Below are 17,118 nucleotides of genomic sequence, written 5' to 3'. Positions count from 1 at the left end.
CTTTTTTCTGGAGAAATAGTTGTGTGCTTGAAAAAGCTTATCATATAAAAAGCTGAACGATTAATATTTACAAAAAAACTAATGTATAATAATGTAAATTGCATGTAGTTTTTTAACTGTTTGAAAATATACTTTTGATACTTTACTAGAAGGGGAAAGGGAGATGAATTTAAATATAAAAGAAGCCAGCGAAATTCTAGAGCGTACGCCACAAATTTTGTAGTTTTTTGCTAATTTAGTAAAGGCCTAAGGTGCGAACAAGGGATTATTTAAATCATGTGAGAAAGGTTGTGAAATTATTTGAGGAGTTATAAAGCTATGCTGTTTGATTTAGATGATACGTTACTTGATAGGGATAAGGCAGTAGATAACTTGTTTTTATTAGTTTTAGAAAAGTGTTATGAGGATGTTAGTGATACAGTCAAAAACAATATGTTACAGAAATTCAAAGAATACGATAAAAGGGAATACGGCATTAGTAATAAAACGATAGTTTTAGAATCATTATTTGATGAATTCGCGCCAATATATAGATTACCACACAATTATATCCAAGATTTTTGGAATGAAAAATTCCCTACATGTTTTTCAATAGACCAAAATACTATTCATTTCTTAAATCATATAAAGAGTCACTTTAAAATTGGAATTATAACAAACGGCTCAACGCATAGACAAAAAGCTAAAATAATTAACACGAATTTAAACAATTACTTTGATACGATTATTATTTCTGAAGAAGTAGGATTGAGTAAACCTGATAAACGTATATTCGAACTAGCATTAAATAAGCTTAATGTGCAACCAGAAGATGTATTATTTATTGGAGATGACTTAGAAAAGGATATTGCTGGTCCTCAAAATGCAAATATAAACGGTGTGTGGTTTAACCCTCAGAAAATCAAGAATACTACCGAAATACAACCGTATGCCGAGATTAATACTTTGGATAGTTTGTTAAGTTATGTTACACCACAATATTTTTATAACAAGTAAAACCAATCTCGATATTTAATAATTTCATTGACCGTATTAGTAATATAAAAAATCTATATTTGAAATAAAAAGAGGCTGCTTTGTTCGCTGTATCTAATTTGAACTATAATTAATATGAAGAGCTGCAATACAAATTTACTCATACTGTGTAAGTAATAGAGGGGTGGGACTATGGAAATAAAGAAATTAGTTATCGATGGAATAAATATTGCGGTTATAAAAAACGATAAGGTATTAATTTCCGATGTTCAAACTGCGTTGGATCTTATGGCAACAGTTCAATATGAAGTAGATGCGAAACATATTATTATTGATAAATCATTTATAAGTGAAAGCTTCTTTGATCTAAAAACACGGCTTGCGGGTGATATTCTTCAAAAGTTTATAAACTACAGAGTAAAGATTGCTATCATTGGAGATTTCTCTATGTATACTAGTAAAAGCTCCCTCTTTTTCACGTCGCTTATTATTTACAACATATAAGAACTGATGTTTGTGGTAAACTAAGAGATGACTAAAGGGGGAGTTTTCTTGAACAATTTTAATGATATAATCCGTAATTTAAACAATTTAGTTTACAAACCTAACAATTTAATGATTACGAATCTAAAAGAAGAAAAGCAAAATGCAGAATATGCAGGATGTATATTTCACTTAAACAACAAAATCATTCGTTTTAGAAAATCAAAAATTACTCCTAATAAAATTGGACAATTTGTTTCTTTTTGGGAGAAAGATGACAATATGCAAAATCAAGCGTTTTCTAATGACGCTGCTCCTGACTTATTAGTTATCACTTGTATTGATGATAATAAACTAGGACAATTTATTTTCCCTAAAGAAATTCTTCTTAAAGAAAAAATATTGAAGACTCAAAGTCAAAAAGGAAAGATGGCTATGAGGATTTATCCTATATGGGATAACCCCGTCAACAATCAAGCTATAAAGAGCCAAATGTGGCAACTTCAATATTTTGTTGATTTAAGTAATCATAATAATTTACCTAAAGACAAACTATTAAATTTGTATTCGTAGCTTCTTATCTTAAGTGATCTTGTGGGTTAGACTTTTTGTACCGGTACAGTTAAACGAAATGTACATTGTTTCAGTACCCCATCAAATTTACAATCAGCATATACTATTTTAACTTATACATTTTAAGGGGTGCTGACTATGACAAGTCTACAACATAAGCTTTTTACAAGATTGAATCTTGCAAAGCGTACTGAAGTGAAATTTGAGGAATTAAATACAATTCTCTTTACATTTGCACACACTATACCATTTGAGAATTTAGATGTTATAGCACGTAATGCGAATACAATTACTATGGAAAATTTACAGGATAAAATTTTAACTTCATCCCGCGGCGGACTTTGTTATGAATTAAATACTCTTTTTTACTACTTTTTACAAGATTGTGGTTATGATGTACAACTTGCACTTGGAACCGTATATAAAAATGATATAAACGCTTGGGCACTTGAGGATGGACATATAACGATTATTTTAAATTATGATAACGTACGATACTTAATTGATGTAGGGATTGCTTCATTAGTACCTCTAGTCCCTGTACCTTTTACTGGTGAGTCAGTTTCTTCTAAAAATGGTACGTATCGAGTGAGACGAAAAGATACGAGCAAAGGGAATTACGTTCTAGAAAGAAAAGATACGAACGGTGAGTGGAAAGTTTGTCATGCTTTTTATAATCGTATCATTGATGAGGCAGTAGTGAACGATGTTCAAAAAAGAGTAATAGAAGATGAGAAATCTATTTTTAATAAGGGACCAATTGCAGTGAAATTTACGGACTATGGCCATGTCTCTTTAACGAATACGAGTTTAACCGAAATAATTCATGGAGAAAAAACGAAACGGGTAATTACAGAAGATCAATATAGGGAGCTATTAAATACTTTATTTGCTATTGAGTTGTAATGAAACAAATAGCTAGCCGGTTCTTATGCAGAATCGGCTATTTTATTAACTTTAATTTAAAACAACTATTAAAGTTTGATTTTCTAATTAGATATAATACACTAGAACAGTATAAAAAATTATAAACAATGAATTTTGAATGTAAAGGAAGATTTTTATGTCAATTATTGATAAATTGAAACTTAATAAGTATACAAATATGGTCGTAATTAATGAACCTAGTGATTATGACATTTTTACAGGGAAAGAAACTGCATTTTCAAAAGAACACGATGCCATTTTTATTTTTGTAGAAACACTTGATGAAATGGTGAAACAAACGAATTATATTATTAGTAATGAAGAATTACTAATTGAAAAAGGCTACATATTCTTCGCATATCCGAAAAAAGGGAATTCTCGTTACAGTACGTTTATTCACCGTGATGAAATGTTTCCTGCATTAAGCGTTGGCGAAGATGGGTATGTAGGACAGAGTGATATTAAATTTGCACGAATGGTAAGTATGGACGATGTCTTTACTGTTGTAGGTTTAAAGCGTGAAAAGAAAAAAGAGCAGAAAACGCCTGCTATGAGCCAATGTGTAGCTGATTATGCAGATCGAATTCAAGATGTTGAAGCTTTATTAGCTAATCATCCAAATGAACTTAAGTTTTATCAAAGTTTAACACCTGGATATCAAAAAGATTGGGCGCGTAATTTATTTTCTGTAAAACAAGAAAAAACACGTGAAAAACGTCTTGAGAAAATGATTGAAATTCTTTCACAAGGATATAAAACAATTGAATTATTTCGTAAGAAGAAAAAATAATGGTTAGGAAAGTCACAATGCTGCAACAATTAATTGCGCTTGGCACATTGAAAAAAGGAGTCCTTCCAGTATACTAAAGTAAGTTCTTATATTTAAATAATTAGCAAAAGAGAAAAGGTGTTTGAAATGAAATCGTATATTGTAGTTGGAGCTGGAATTTTAGGAGCGTCTACTGCTTATCATCTTGCTAAAGCAGGTGCGAATGTTATTATTGTTGATCGCCAACAATTAGGTCAAGCAACTGATGCAGCAGCAGGTATTGTCTGTCCATGGCTTTCGCAACGTCGTAATAAAGCGTGGTATAAAATCGTTAAAGGCGGTGCACGTTACTATTCTTCATTAATCCAACAATTAGAAGAAGATGGTGAAACGGATACAGGTTATAACCGTGTAGGTGCAATTAGTTTACATACTGACAAGAAAAAACTAGATCAAATGGAAGAGCGAGCTTATAAACGACGTGTAGATGCACCAGAGATTGGTGAAATCACTCGCTTATCAGCTGAAGAAACAAAAAAATTATTTCCAGCATTATCAGAAGAATATAGTTCTGTTCATATTAGTGGCGCTGCACGAGTAAATGGAAGATCATTACGTAACGCATTAATAAGTGCTGCGAAAAAACATGGTGCTACTTTTATAAAAGGAGATGCTGTATTAGTTCGTGAAGGTAATCGTATTATCGGAGTTACAGTAAACGATGAAACAATTGTAGCAGAAAAGGTAATTGTAACTGCAGGCGCCTGGGCGAATGAACTCTTGAATCCGTTAGGAATTAATTTCTTAGTTACATTCCAAAAAGGACAAATTGTTCATTTGCAAATTGCAAATACAGCAACAGAAAATATGCCGGTTGTTATGCCACCAAACGATCAATACATTTTAACATTTGACAATGGTCACGTCGTAATTGGTGCAACACATGAGAATGACACTGGTTTCGATCACCGTGTAACAGCTGGGGGATTACATGAAGTATTCCATAAAGCATTAACAGTTGCGCCTGGTTTAGAAGATAGTACTATGCTTGAAACGAGAGTTGGATTTAGACCATTTACTCCAGGATTCTTACCTGTTATCGGACCTTTGCCTAACTTTGAAGGCATTCTCGTTGCAAACGGATTAGGTGCTTCAGGTTTAACTGCCGGCCCATATTTAGGATCAGAATTAGCTAAACTAGCACTTGGCCAAACAATTGAATTAGATATAAACGATTATGACGTTGCGGGTGCAATTGAATAATAAAAAAGATTAGGATTCGTTCCTAATCTTTTTTATTTGGAGTAGCACGACATACCCATAAAGCTAATATTTGTAATTACTCCCATTAAAAATATGCATCGTTGACTACAAATAAGATGGTTATGTTAATTGAAGACAATTGATTTAAATCGCGAAATTTATATAAAAAAGATAAAATGGAAGAGTGTTTGAAATATTTAGATGAAAAAGTGGGCGAGATATGATGAGTATAATGGGGTACAGCCGAGATACGTGTGAAAATAGGTCATAGACTTATATTTATTTCCATGTATAAAATCAGCCTTTTCTTAATTGTTAGGGGTCACCATACATCGCAATCAAGTTAAGGAGACGAATTTCTCTCAAAATGAAAAAAAGTTTGCAATAAGACTTATAATGAAATTAAGTTTTTGATATATCCCGTCAAGGATATATTATGAAACAGTGCTTAAATAAAGGAGTTGTATAAAATGAATGAAAAAGATACAGAAATAAAACGCTCTTCAAAAGCAGAAAACATTCTATCTCAGATCAATAGTAAAACAAAGCTAGGCGACTTACGAAAAATCGCGAAGGACATTAAAAAAGATCACGAACTAGCTATGGAACTTTGGTCAACCGAAGAGTTTTTGCCCAGACTATTAGCAATCTTAATTATGGACAAAAAACTTCTTTCACAAGATGTGCTAAATAAGCTTGATAAGGATATGCAGACTCACACTTTTGATGAGCGAAATAACTTAATGGATTGGTTAATGGCTAATCAGCTCACCAAAGACAAGAAGAAAATTGCATTGATGGAGTCATGGGAAAATAGTCCTTCAGCTCTTCAAAGGCGAGCTTTTTGGTATTATCAAGGGCGATTGAGATGGACTGGACAAACACCGCCTGATAACACCGTAGACTTGCTATCTGCATTAGAAGCTAATATTACGCAGGAAGAACCGGAAGTTCAATGGGCTATGAACTTCACCGCAGGCTGGATAGGCGTTTATGATGAAAAGAATCGTGCACGTTGTATTAAACTTGGTGAGAAAACAGGTCTTTACAAAGATGTAATAGTAGCGAAAGGATGTACTCCCAGCTATTTGCCGGAGTTCATTACGATTGAAGTTAACAAACGACATAATGATTAGGTTACCTTTGAATAATTTATTAAGGTTTAATGCAAAAAAGGAATTTAATGCCTCAATAATTGTATTATAGAAATAAGTAATATAAAAAGAGATTAAATGACACATATTAATCATTAAGAAAGGGACGATCACAATGACGAAAGTATCTTATAGTGGTTTAAAATATGGGAAAAGTGATGAGAAGATAAAATTATTGGTGGATATACAAAATGATTGGTTTGAGGTAACACATACCAAGGAAGTTTCTCAAGTAATGAATAAATCAACAGGTAAATATATTATAGTAAATCGAAATACCTTGAAATGTGAGTTTGTTTCATAATACAAAGAAACTGTGAAACAACTAAATTTTAAACAACTGACTTATAAGGGGGATGAAAATAAAAAAACTATAGTTAGTTATTTAGATGTCTCATATTCTTTCTATACTTACACCTAATTGGGAAATAGAAAAATTAAAAACCTTGCTGCATATGAAGTGCAGCAAGGTTTTTGAAATTGTTTAATTCTTGTTTCACTTACGGCTTTGTTAGCTAATACTGTAATTGTTTTAATAACCTTTTGTTTAATTCCCACAATGCTGTTTTGTTACTATCCCATTTCAAAAGCGTTACTGCTTCCTCAAAGCATAACCATTTATAATTGGAGTGTTCTTTGGATAATGAAATATTTTTTGTAGGAACTTTAACTCCAAAAGAAAATTCTTTTATTACATAAACATCATCTCCCCAAAGAAATTCTCCAACTACATCTTCTACTGGTAGTGAAGACACAGAATCTAATTTTATATAAGGGAATTCTCTTAAAATACCAGCCTCTTCAAACGCTTCCCGTTTTGCAGATTCAGAAGGAGTCTCACCATCTTCTCCACCACCAGCTATTCCTTGCCAATAACCATAATCACTTCGATTAAAAATAGCATATTGAATAGAATCATCAGCTATTATATAAGGAAATATTAATACTTGATATGGCGCTCTCATTGCATAACCTCTTCCCGAAAATAAGCTTTAAATAAATTTGAATCATTTATTCTCTAACCTATTAGTTTAGTAGATAAAGAGCCGACATCACTATTCTACATTAATAATGCAGGTTTATGATGCCGGCTCTTCATTAAAAAAACAAATTTATTGTTCATAAACATGTGTACCTTTAACGTAAAAAAACTGTTTTTTCTTGTCAAAATTTACTTAGCGTGTTTTTTCTCCGCAATGCTGGCGATACGTCTATTTATATTTAATTACTATATGAAGTGGGGGTTCTTTTGAATAAAAACACCACTGATAAAATAAAGATTACAGCCTTCAAGCTTCCCCAATATGGATAAACAGTATGATCTGTTAAACTAGCATATTGAAAAATATTTTCTAAACCGAAAATTCCTATAATGACCGCCAAAAGAAATGCAGCTTTTCCCATAGTCGTATTACAATAGAGGGTAAATAAGTATATTGCACAAATAAGTGGTACGATGATTTGTAGTAAGAGTGTCATAATGAGTCCCCCTAGTTAATTTATAATTATATTATATACAAAATTGTAATAAAAAGGAATGCGAGTTGTTTAATACTAATAAGTCTTCTCTAATCATACTATTCTATTAAAAAGAATAAAAAGGGGTGTACAGTGAATTGACAAAAGTTAAGGTTCGTTTACGGCCCATCGTTCATAACTTAAATTTACCAACTGTAATAAAAACAGCTATACTTCCTGGTGAATCGGCTGACAGACTATTTATTGCAACCCAATTAGGAGAGATTTTTTACATAGGAGACGGAGATATAAAGACATTTTTAAATATTCGTCACCGAATTATTACATTAGGCACATTTGAAGAAGGTGTTTCTAGTAGCGGTTATGATGAACGCGGGTTGCTCGGACTAGCGTTCCATCCACAATTTAATCATAACGGCTTATTTTATCTTCATTATTCTATGGCCGGGTCACAAGGACCTGGTGCGCTTTCAGAACAATTTAAACCGAATCCTTGTGACCCGAAAACTTTAAACTTAAAGTGGATAAATAGAGATACTCAATATGATCATATTGATACAGTGGAAGAATGGGTTTTACAATCACACGGCCAATCTCAAAAACAAAGAACTTTACTTAATATAAGAAGACCATTTTTTAATCATAACGGCGTAAATAGTTTAAACTTTTCACCAGAGACTGGAAAACTTGTTTTTACAAATGGAGATGGCGGTTCGGGCTATGATCCATTTAATTTAAGCCAGGATGATTTAGAAATAGCAGGTAAAATAATTGAAATCGATGTAAGTAAAAATACGTCCATAAATAATCCTCCAGTAGTTACACGTTTTAATGAACTTCCTCTATCTATTCAAGAAACTCTTACATTAATTGCAAAAGGCGTACGTAATATAACAGGTATTTCATTTCAAAGGTTTTATAATCAATATATCAAATATGCCGGAAATGTCGGACAGGACATTGTAGAGTCTATTTTTTCTTTTGTTCAATACAAACCAATACCAGTTACCGAACTTGTTCAAACATATTTAATGAGAGATACTCTAGATCAATATGGATTTATTAATTTTGGTTGGAGAGGATGGGAAGGAGAATTACCAACTTCTTTTATAAGACACTGTTCTGAGAATCCTACTTTGGATGAAAGGATAACGGCTTATTATGATGAAACAATAGTAACATCAGTAAATCGTATTCAACCTCTAATTAGTTATTATCATAAAGATTCCAGACCGGATAAGTTTGGAGGAACTTCACTTACAGGAGTTCAACCATATATGGGGACTGCAATCCCAAATTTAACAGGTAGCGTCGTATTTACTGACCTTGCTAAGAAAGAAAAATCGCAGTCTTCAGTAAAGGGTACTTTAGCTTATTCTAGAGCTGGTACGCATGGTAAACATAATGACTTTCATGTTATTGAAATCGATTATGATTTTGGTACGCAAGCAGCTTATTATATGAGTTTGGGAACAAATTTAGATCAAACTAGATTATATTTAGGGGTCTGTGGTTCTATGAAAGTAACGGATTTTAACAAAGGTACTATTTTTGAAATCGTTCCTTGATATGATAACAACTTTCAGATACATTCTTTATATAATCGTCTATTGTATAATGGCTGATTCCTTTTAGAAGGTAACAAATAAACAATAAGTGTATGAATAAAAATAGAAAGTGATAAATTAGATATCTTTAGGGGGATTTTGATGAATCACTTTAGAAACTATTGGTATCAATCGATGATCGCGCATGATGCGAATTTTGTTCATAAAAGAAAGATGACGCCAGCAAAGAGGTTAGTCATTACAGCGTTACTCGGTTCACTTGCTGCTATTTTTCAATCTGCCGGGAACTTAATCCCTGGTATCGGCTTATTTATTAGTCCTTTTGCGACGCTGCCTATATTTTTCGCTATTTGTTATTCTACTCGCACGGGAATACTTTCTTACATTCTTACTATTCTCGTATTATTTATTATTGAGCCAAGTGAATTAATTGTCTTTCCTTTTACTACAGGTTTATTAGGTATAGCGCTAGGAATTTCTTTTATACAATTCAAGAGGAGGATTTTGATTGTTTCCTTTTCAGCAATATGTCTACTTCTAGGTATTATGATTGTACTTGATGTCTTTCGATTCCCTGTATTAGGTCCTACTATTCATACAACTTTGGATATAAAAGTTATTTTATCGATATTTATACTGAGCTTTCTATATTGTTGGATCTATGCAGGCCTTTGTAGAATAATGTTGAATAGAGTATATAAAGCATGGTCTTAACAATTTCTCATATATTTTTAAAGATTGGAGATTTAAGTCGTGTATAACGTTAAAATTAGAAGGCCGAATTCGGATGATTTAGATGAACTAAACTTGTTTTTTCGTCTTGTTATTACTCATACATTTAAAAATGAAGGGTTATCACAGTTATTAGATGACTTAGAAAATGAAATTAACACGAAAAAACAGTATTTGAAAAATGATTTGGAGAGTAACGGAGAAAATCGTTACTTTTTATTAGCAATTGATACAAGTAACGATAAAATCATTGGAACAATTGAAATCGGTCTAGCAAGTACATTGATTAATAGTTGTACAGGTGGTGTATTTAAAGATTTATATGAAATAGGAACAGTATTTGTACTACCTGAATATCAACGAAATGGCATAGGCAAGTTATTACTTAATGCAATGTATATTACGTTACTTAGCAGAGGAATAACTGAATACTGTTTAGACAGTGGATACAAAAAAGCGCAAAGTATATGGACGAAGAAGTTTGGAGAGCCTAGTTATGTACTGAAGGATTATTGGGGAGAATCAAGTGATCATATGATTTGGAAGAAGAGTTTACATGATCCACCTATAATATTTGAATTATAAAATGAAATATGCCTCTGAACGTAGCTTTTCTTACATATGTATGCTATTATTTATCTTTATAATAAAAGAGGACGTGAATGAACTTGATTAAAATTAATATTCCTGAAACTGATGTTTCAATTACTGAACGTAAACAAGTTATTAAAGGAGACGAGCCAATAATTACTCCAATTAATGGATTTATCGATTTCCACTTGTTCCCTAGAGATAAAGGCGGCATTTTTATGTTTTACAATATTAATGACGAACTTCTTTTCGTAGGTAAAGCTCGTAAAATTAGACAACGTATTAAAAAGCATTTTGAAGACAATGTTTCACCAATTAAAAATCACCGTGATGAAGTATACCGCATCGATGCATGTATCGTAGAAGATCCAACAGAAAGAGAAATTTACGAAACTTACATTATTAATGAATATAAAGCAAAATATAACGTTGATAAAGTATTCTATAAATAAGTAATAAAAAAACAATCCTAGCGCATATACTGGGATTGTTTTTTTATTTAAATTTAGTCCTCATATTTTTCTACTTTTTTTAAATGATTAGCAACAATAAAACAGCATACACCTATACATATAAGTACAATTCCAATCGATTTATGTTTTCCCTCAAAAAAAGGAATATCAGAAATAACATTTGTCATACATAACCCTATAAACACAAGGATAGGTCCTGTCCACAGTAATACATTGCCGAATTTCGTATGTTGCCACATAGTAACCCTCCTTACCTCTTTTTACATATATATCCATAAAATAAAAGTAAATTCATAGAGAAATATAGTTTTTTTCATATCGAAAATTTAACCTTCATATATTGGTACAAGCAAACGAGAAAGGGGACCATCATGAATTGGTTAGAAGCTTTTATATTAGGGATCATACAAGGTTTAACAGAGTTTTTACCGATAAGTAGTACAGGTCATCTTTATTTAGGAAGGCATTTGTTTCAATTAGATGAAGCAGGATTGTTTTTAGATACGATGCTGCACATTGGAACTTTGCTTGCAGTGTTTATTTATTACAAAAAAGAATTTATATATTTAATTAAAAATCCATTTTCAAAACTAATGTTACTACTTATTGTCGGGACGATACCCGCAGTTGTAATCGGATTGTTATTTAAAGACTTTTTTGAGGATATTTCAAAAACAGGTATTACGATTGGTTGGGAGTTTTTAGTGACAGGATTCTTTCTCTACATGGCAGATAAACAAAAGAATGGTCGTAAGAAAATGGACGACATTACATATAAAGACGCATTTATTATCGGTTCATTTCAAGCGGCTGCTATTTTTCCGGCAATTTCTCGCTCTGGTATGACAATCGTCGCTGCATTATGGAGGAAATTAGACCGCGAAACTGCTGCTTACTTTTCTTTTTTATTATCAACTCCAGCCATTGTCGGAGCTATTATTTTACAATTTGCAGATGTTTTTCAAGGGAAAGCAGAATCTATTTCTAGTACATCTTTAATTGTCGGAACGTTATCAGCAGCGTTTTTCGGTTATATAGCCGTTTCATGGATGATTCAATATTTAAAACGTCACTCCTTAAAAGTATTTGCGTATTACGTATGGGGATTAGGCATTTTAATTTTAACGTTGCAATTTACTCATGTGTTTTAATTTAGTAACTATTCGTTTAGATCCTGTTTCATTCATATAAGGCAGGGTCTTTTTTCATTAAGGGGGAAAATATGTTTAATAAGGCTATCGTTATTGGCGGAAGTATAGCAGGAAAACTCGCAGCAAAAGCATTATCCACTACCTTTAAAGAAGTAATCATTATAGAATCTGGTGAAAGATGGGATGGAAAGTCTTCGAGAAAAAGAGTCCCACAAAGTCATCATCCTCATGTGTTATTAAAAGGTGGAGAAAAAGCGATTGAGGAATTGTTTCCTAATATCACTAATGAATTAATCGAAGCAGGTAGTATCGTAAATAACTTTACTCGTGATATAAAATGGCATCAATTTGGTTTATGGAAACAGCAATTTATAGGAAAAGTACATATGATTCAACAAAGTAGGTTTTTGCTTGAATGGCATATTCAAAAACGAATTGATGATATTTCAAATGTTACCACTAAATTTGGAACATTAGTTGATGGGTTATTAGTAGACGGAAAGTTTAACAAAGTATGTGGAGTAAAAGCTAAATGTTTAGAGTCGGGCACACAAGTAGAAATTCAAGCAGATATTGTTGTTGATGCAAGCGGATTTGGTTCAAAAAGTATAGCGTGGTTACGTGAATACAATATTGAAGTGCAAGAAGAGAAAGTGCGCATTGATTTGTTTTACACAACTAGAATGTTTAAACTCAATGAAAATGAGAAATTAGACTGCTGTAATATGCTAATGTCTCCAAGTTTCCCTGACAATCCGTATGGTGTTCTTATTCAAACGATTGAGGATAATCGCTATTTTGTTACTTTCAGCGGATATGCAAATGAGAAAGCACCGCAAACAGATGATGAGTTTTATGATTTTGCTGAAAACCTATCAATTTCTAATGTGACAGATTTTCTAAATAAAGCTGAGGCAATTTCAAATATCAAAACGTACAAAATTCCTTATCAAGTACGTCGGCGATTTGATTTAGTTAATCATTTACCAGAAGGGTTGTTAGTAGTTGGGGATGCACATTGTCGTTTTGATCCTGTTTTCGGGCAAGGTGTTTCAGTTGCTGCTATGGAAGCTCACCAATTGCAGTTACTTTTACAAAGGAGACAAAAGCTTGATAAAACATTTACACAGCGATTTTATAAAAATACTGCTAATATCATACAAACTCCTTGGGAAATGACTACAACGGAAATATCACGTCATCCTCAGTTAAAAAGAAAATTAACGATAAAGCAAAAATTTCAGCTATGGTATACGAAACAAATATATCAACTATCTGCAAGTGACTCTGACGTTTATATTCGATTAGTAAGAGTGATGAATTTAATTCGTAGTCCATTTCACCTATTTCATCCGAGAGTACTACTTGCTGTATTACTGAAGCGAAAGAATTAGCAGGAAAATAATCGATTAAAAAGAATATATAACAGTTAGTATATATAGAAGGGGGAGGGGAGGCGAGATGAAAATATACATAGAACAATTAAAGAAACACGATGCTAAAGATTTATTTACGTTTGAACTTACGAATAAATCTTTTTTTGAAACAATGGTACCAAATCGCGGGTCGCAATATTTCGATTTTGAATATTTCCGAAAGCTACTAGACGATTTATTAATAGAACAAGCGGATGGAGATTCTTATTTTTATTTAATTCGTAATGAAGAAAATGAAATTGTAGGACGAATAAATTTAGTAGATATAGATACGGAAAATCGCAGCAGTTCGTTAGGTTATCGAGTCGGAGAAAAGTTTACTAAAAAAGGAGTTGCAACAGCAGCCGTAAAATTAATTTTAGACGTAGCAAAAAACAATGAAATCACTGAAGTTCATGCTAAAACAACTACTAATAATGTCGCATCACAAATTGTACTAGAAAAAGGCGGGTTTTCTTCTTATCAAAACGAAGCAGATACAACATCTGTAGTGTTAAATGGAGAACATGTGAATTTTGTACATTATATTTGGAGAAATACTTCGCGCTTATAATAAGGGGGACTTATTCATGAATGATTTACGTTATCCAATTGGGCAATTTACATACAAACGTCCTATAACTGAAGAAATGATTGATACATGGATTCAAGAAATTGAAGATTTACCTAATGAACTAACGAAGGCTATCAAAGATTTAGATCAGAAGCAGTTAGACACACCGTACCGCGTTGGTGGATGGACAGTTCGTCAGGTAGTCCATCATGTTGTTGACAGCCACATGAATAGCTATATACGTTTTAAATTAGCGCTAACAGAAAAGAATCCAACGATTAAACCATATAAAGAAGAGAAGTGGGCAGAATTACCTGATTCTAAATTACCAGTAGATGTTTCACTAGTAATGTTAGATTCATTACATAAAAGATGGGTTAACCTTTTATATTCTCTAGAACTACAAGATCTAGAAAAGACATTTAACCATCCAGAGACTGGTGAAACAAAACTTGCTGTTGCAATTGGACTATATGCATGGCATGGTCGTCATCATACAGCTCATATAACTTCATTAAGAAAGCGACTAAATTGGTAAGATGGAGATTACATTTGAGAAGGCAACAGAAAGTGATGCAGCAGTTTTATTTCAAATGCAAATAGACTCATTTAGCTCTTTATTAAATAAATATAAAGACTATGAAACAAACCCAGCAAATGAGTCTATTGAAAAAACTATTTTAAGGATAAATAATCCAAGCAACAACTTTTATAAGATGATAATAGATTCGAACCTTGTTGGAGCGATATGTATATCCCAAAAAGAACTACCTTATAAATTTTGGATCAGTCCAATGTTCATCCATCCAATCTATCAAGGGAAAGGGATCGCTCAAAAGGTACTTATTTTAATTGAAGAGATGTTTCCAGAAGCACGGAGCTTTGAACTTGCAACGATTTTAGAAGAAGAAAGAAATTGTTTTCTATACGAAAAAATGGGGTATAAAAGAACAGAAGTAATAAAGAAATTAAATGATAAAACTACACTTATTTATTACAAAAAAGAAAGGTAAAGCATTTAAAATACGCTTTACCTTTTTATGTTATTTTAGATTAAATATACAAAAACCATGCATATTCTTCCGAAATACTCGGGTTAGTAATTTTAAAAATGAATAAACATACGAAAAGGCGTTATTTCGTCGTATATGTTACTAACGCTTTTTGAATGCTTAAAACACTATCGTCACCTTTAAATTCCTTCGTAATTGGCGTACTCAAACTAGATACCCAAATTTTAAGCTCAGCATCTAAATCAAAATGCCCAGCTGTTTCAATGCTAAATTGTGTAATACTTTTATAAGGAATAGAATGATACTCTGTTTTTTTACCTGATATTCCTTGTTTATCTACTAAAATAAGACGACGATTTGTAAATACGATTAAATCACGAATTAATTTATAAGCATGTTCAACTTTCTCATCGTCTAACATAATCTTCTCTAAATCACGCTCTACACTTTCTGTACTCGCATTTGATGCATTTCCTAAAATACCGCTAAATAAACCCATAAGAAATTCCTCCTCCATTATTTGTGGAATGTGTTACTTATATTGTACCATGCTATTTACTAAGAAATTATGACATTACTTTAGTAGTTTCTGGTTATTATTGCAATTCGTTTATATAACCTCATCTTAAAATCTTGTGCTAACATGTAAGTAAGAAAAAAGAAGCAGAGGGATATAGCATGAAAAATATAGGTTTAGTATTAGAGGGCGGAGGAATGAAAGGGCTATATACTGCAGGAGTACTCGAATATTTTATGGAAAAGAACTTATTCTTTCCGTATGTAGTTGGCGTATCCGCTGGAGCATGTATGGGCGCAACTTATTTATCACGTCAAAAAGGAAGGAATAAAAAAGTAAATACAGAGCTAGTGTCAGATCACCGATATATATCTTATCGAAATTTGATTAGAAAACGTGAATTATTCGGGATGGACTTTTTATTTGATGAAGTCCCTAATAAAATTGTTCCATTTGATTTTCAAACTTTCCTAAATTCCAATGAGCAATTTGTCATAGGAACGACTGATTGTGATTCAGGAAAAGCAGTTTATTACAATAAAATAGAACATGGAAATGATATTTTAAAAATCATTCGCGCATCAAGTTCTGTACCGTTTATAGCGCCTGCTGTAGAATATGATAATCGAAAATTGTTAGATGGAGGGATTATAGATCCTATACCGGTTCTAAAAGCGCAAACTGATGGTTATCAAAAGAACGTCGTGATTATGACAAAGCCAGAAGGGTATGAGAAGCAGCGGAATAAATTTTCTGGTCTGGCTAAAATTTTATATAGTAAATATCCGAAAATCGCAGAACATTTAGTAGAACATTATCGTTATTATAATGAAACCGTAACTTATATGAATGGCAACGAACAGAAAGATAATTTTTATGTAATTCAGCCTAGCTCACAACTTCCTATAAGCGGAATAGAAAGAGATAAAGAAAAGCTAGTTAATTTATATAACCTTGGCTATATAGATGCTCAATATCATTATGAAAAATTATTAAGTTGGATAGAGAAATAAAGGGGTGGAAAGTTGCTATTAGGTAAAAAAGTTATTTTTAATGAATTGCAGAAAATGCATAGTCCACTACATAAACCGTTTCCGTCTCATGCTACAGGAACACTAACAAGACTTAAAAAGTAAATTTACAGATGAGGGCTGTATAAACGCTGATATAAATTATTATTGGATGCATACAGCAGCAACTTTAAGTTCTGTACTAAACGGAAATGAACAGAACATTACGCTTCAGCAAATCAAGTGGTTAAAGCAATCGTTTTTTGAGTGGTTTCCGCAATATCGTTTTATAGAGACAGAAATTGTTAAGTATCCCATTTTGTATAGAGATTTCATGAATTATGAAAAGATCTGAAAGCTATTACTTTATTATCTTACTGAATAAAAATTAAAACGTACAAGTGATGCTGCTTGTACGTTTTTTGTTCATAAAAAAGACAATATCTATCCC

20 protein-coding genes and 3 pseudogenes are annotated in these 17,118 nt (G+C 32.2%); 19 read left to right on the top strand and 4 right to left on the bottom strand.

All coding sequences use genetic code 11. The features are described 5' to 3' along the window. Positions 1-318: 318 nt before the first annotated feature. From QCI41_RS03580 to QCI41_RS03545, 8 genes and pseudogenes are all read left to right on the top strand, one after another. Positions 319-996, top strand: coding sequence for an HAD family hydrolase (locus tag QCI41_RS03580; protein WP_353838306.1), 678 nt, complete (start codon positions 319-321; stop codon positions 994-996). A gap of 171 nt (positions 997-1,167) precedes the next feature. Continuing rightward, positions 1,168-1,440 (top strand): annotated as a pseudogene (locus tag QCI41_RS03575) (DUF4180 domain-containing protein); the annotation flags it as partial. Positions 1,441-1,506: 66 nt separating this feature from the next. Further along, complete coding sequence (locus QCI41_RS03570) at positions 1,507-2,031, top strand: MepB family protein (RefSeq protein ID WP_353838307.1); 525 nt, start codon at positions 1,507-1,509, stop codon at positions 2,029-2,031. A gap of 138 nt (positions 2,032-2,169) precedes the next feature. After that, positions 2,170-2,937, top strand: coding sequence for an arylamine N-acetyltransferase family protein (locus QCI41_RS03565; RefSeq protein WP_353838308.1), 768 nt, complete (start codon positions 2,170-2,172; stop codon positions 2,935-2,937). Between the two features lie 157 nt (positions 2,938-3,094). Beyond that, positions 3,095-3,748 (top strand): YdeI/OmpD-associated family protein, encoded by a 654-nt coding sequence (locus QCI41_RS03560; protein WP_353838309.1) that lies wholly within the window; start codon positions 3,095-3,097, stop codon positions 3,746-3,748. 126 nt (positions 3,749-3,874) lie between these two features. Next, a complete protein-coding gene (locus tag QCI41_RS03555; RefSeq protein ID WP_353838310.1) occupies positions 3,875-4,990 on the top strand; it encodes an NAD(P)/FAD-dependent oxidoreductase in 1,116 nt (371 codons plus the stop codon). Between the two features lie 470 nt (positions 4,991-5,460). Further along, positions 5,461-6,126, top strand: a complete 666-nt coding sequence (locus QCI41_RS03550; protein WP_353838311.1) for a DNA alkylation repair protein — start codon at positions 5,461-5,463, stop codon at positions 6,124-6,126. Between the two features lie 133 nt (positions 6,127-6,259). Next, the gene (locus tag QCI41_RS03545; protein WP_212955333.1) at positions 6,260-6,448 is read left to right on the top strand and encodes a hypothetical protein; all 189 of its coding nucleotides are present in this window, start codon (positions 6,260-6,262) and stop codon (positions 6,446-6,448) included. A 211-nt stretch (positions 6,449-6,659) separates the two neighbouring features. Here QCI41_RS03545 and QCI41_RS03540 read toward each other — a convergent pair whose 3' ends face one another. Continuing rightward, on the bottom strand, positions 6,660-7,109 hold the full coding sequence (locus QCI41_RS03540) for an NUDIX hydrolase (protein ID WP_353838312.1): 450 nt from the start codon (positions 7,107-7,109) through the stop codon (positions 6,660-6,662). A 256-nt stretch (positions 7,110-7,365) separates the two neighbouring features. Continuing rightward, a complete protein-coding gene (locus tag QCI41_RS03535; protein ID WP_353838313.1) occupies positions 7,366-7,623 on the bottom strand; it encodes a hypothetical protein in 258 nt (85 codons plus the stop codon). Between the two features lie 137 nt (positions 7,624-7,760). Between QCI41_RS03535 and QCI41_RS03530 the strand changes: the two genes are divergently transcribed. The 4 genes from QCI41_RS03530 (at position 7,761) to QCI41_RS03515 (ending at position 10,966) form a co-directional block, all read left to right on the top strand. Continuing rightward, positions 7,761-9,191: a PQQ-dependent sugar dehydrogenase gene (locus QCI41_RS03530; RefSeq protein ID WP_353838314.1), complete on the top strand. Its 1,431-nt coding sequence runs from the start codon at positions 7,761-7,763 to the stop codon at positions 9,189-9,191. A 141-nt stretch (positions 9,192-9,332) separates the two neighbouring features. After that, positions 9,333-9,905, top strand: coding sequence for a YybS family protein (locus QCI41_RS03525; protein WP_353838315.1), 573 nt, complete (start codon positions 9,333-9,335; stop codon positions 9,903-9,905). A 39-nt stretch (positions 9,906-9,944) separates the two neighbouring features. Next, the gene (locus tag QCI41_RS03520; protein WP_353838316.1) at positions 9,945-10,508 is read left to right on the top strand and encodes a GNAT family N-acetyltransferase; all 564 of its coding nucleotides are present in this window, start codon (positions 9,945-9,947) and stop codon (positions 10,506-10,508) included. A gap of 77 nt (positions 10,509-10,585) precedes the next feature. Next, the gene (locus tag QCI41_RS03515; protein ID WP_076538045.1) at positions 10,586-10,966 is read left to right on the top strand and encodes a nucleotide excision repair endonuclease; all 381 of its coding nucleotides are present in this window, start codon (positions 10,586-10,588) and stop codon (positions 10,964-10,966) included. A 53-nt stretch (positions 10,967-11,019) separates the two neighbouring features. On the opposite strand, the gene QCI41_RS03510 is transcribed toward QCI41_RS03515, so the two are convergent. Beyond that, positions 11,020-11,226: a hypothetical protein gene (locus QCI41_RS03510; RefSeq protein ID WP_353838318.1), complete on the bottom strand. Its 207-nt coding sequence runs from the start codon at positions 11,224-11,226 to the stop codon at positions 11,020-11,022. 132 nt (positions 11,227-11,358) lie between these two features. Between QCI41_RS03510 and QCI41_RS03505 the strand changes: the two genes are divergently transcribed. The 5 genes and pseudogenes from QCI41_RS03505 to QCI41_RS03485 form a co-directional block, all read left to right on the top strand. Then, positions 11,359-12,138 (top strand): undecaprenyl-diphosphate phosphatase, encoded by a 780-nt coding sequence (locus tag QCI41_RS03505; protein ID WP_088033764.1) that lies wholly within the window; start codon positions 11,359-11,361, stop codon positions 12,136-12,138. Positions 12,139-12,209: 71 nt separating this feature from the next. Continuing rightward, positions 12,210-13,532, top strand: coding sequence for an FAD-dependent oxidoreductase (locus QCI41_RS03500; protein WP_353838319.1), 1,323 nt, complete (start codon positions 12,210-12,212; stop codon positions 13,530-13,532). A gap of 67 nt (positions 13,533-13,599) precedes the next feature. Next, positions 13,600-14,127, top strand: a complete 528-nt coding sequence (locus QCI41_RS03495) for a GNAT family N-acetyltransferase (RefSeq protein WP_353838320.1) — start codon at positions 13,600-13,602, stop codon at positions 14,125-14,127. Between the two features lie 16 nt (positions 14,128-14,143). Then, the gene (locus QCI41_RS03490) at positions 14,144-14,665 is read left to right on the top strand and encodes a YfiT family bacillithiol transferase (RefSeq protein ID WP_353838321.1); all 522 of its coding nucleotides are present in this window, start codon (positions 14,144-14,146) and stop codon (positions 14,663-14,665) included. A 1-nt stretch (position 14,666) separates the two neighbouring features. Next, positions 14,667-15,140 (top strand): annotated as a pseudogene (locus QCI41_RS03485) (GNAT family N-acetyltransferase); the annotation flags it as partial. A gap of 121 nt (positions 15,141-15,261) precedes the next feature. On the opposite strand, the gene QCI41_RS03480 reads toward QCI41_RS03485, so the two are convergent. Next, a complete protein-coding gene (locus tag QCI41_RS03480; protein WP_000522465.1) occupies positions 15,262-15,639 on the bottom strand; it encodes a PH domain-containing protein in 378 nt (125 codons plus the stop codon). Positions 15,640-15,818: 179 nt separating this feature from the next. Between QCI41_RS03480 and QCI41_RS03475 the strand changes: the two genes are divergently transcribed. Both QCI41_RS03475 and QCI41_RS03470 read left to right on the top strand, forming a co-directional pair. Beyond that, positions 15,819-16,670, top strand: coding sequence for a patatin-like phospholipase family protein (locus QCI41_RS03475; protein WP_046959578.1), 852 nt, complete (start codon positions 15,819-15,821; stop codon positions 16,668-16,670). 12 nt (positions 16,671-16,682) lie between these two features. After that, positions 16,683-17,022, top strand: a pseudogene (locus tag QCI41_RS03470) (YxiJ-like family protein). The last annotated feature ends 96 nt before the right edge of the window (positions 17,023-17,118 follow it).

This window comes from Bacillus cereus group sp. MG4 (assembly GCF_040460055.1).
GTDB lineage: Bacteria > Bacillota > Bacilli > Bacillales > Bacillaceae_G > Bacillus_A > Bacillus_A wiedmannii.
Note: the sequence above shows the minus strand (reverse complement) of the source record. Positions and strands in the feature narration are given on the sequence as shown.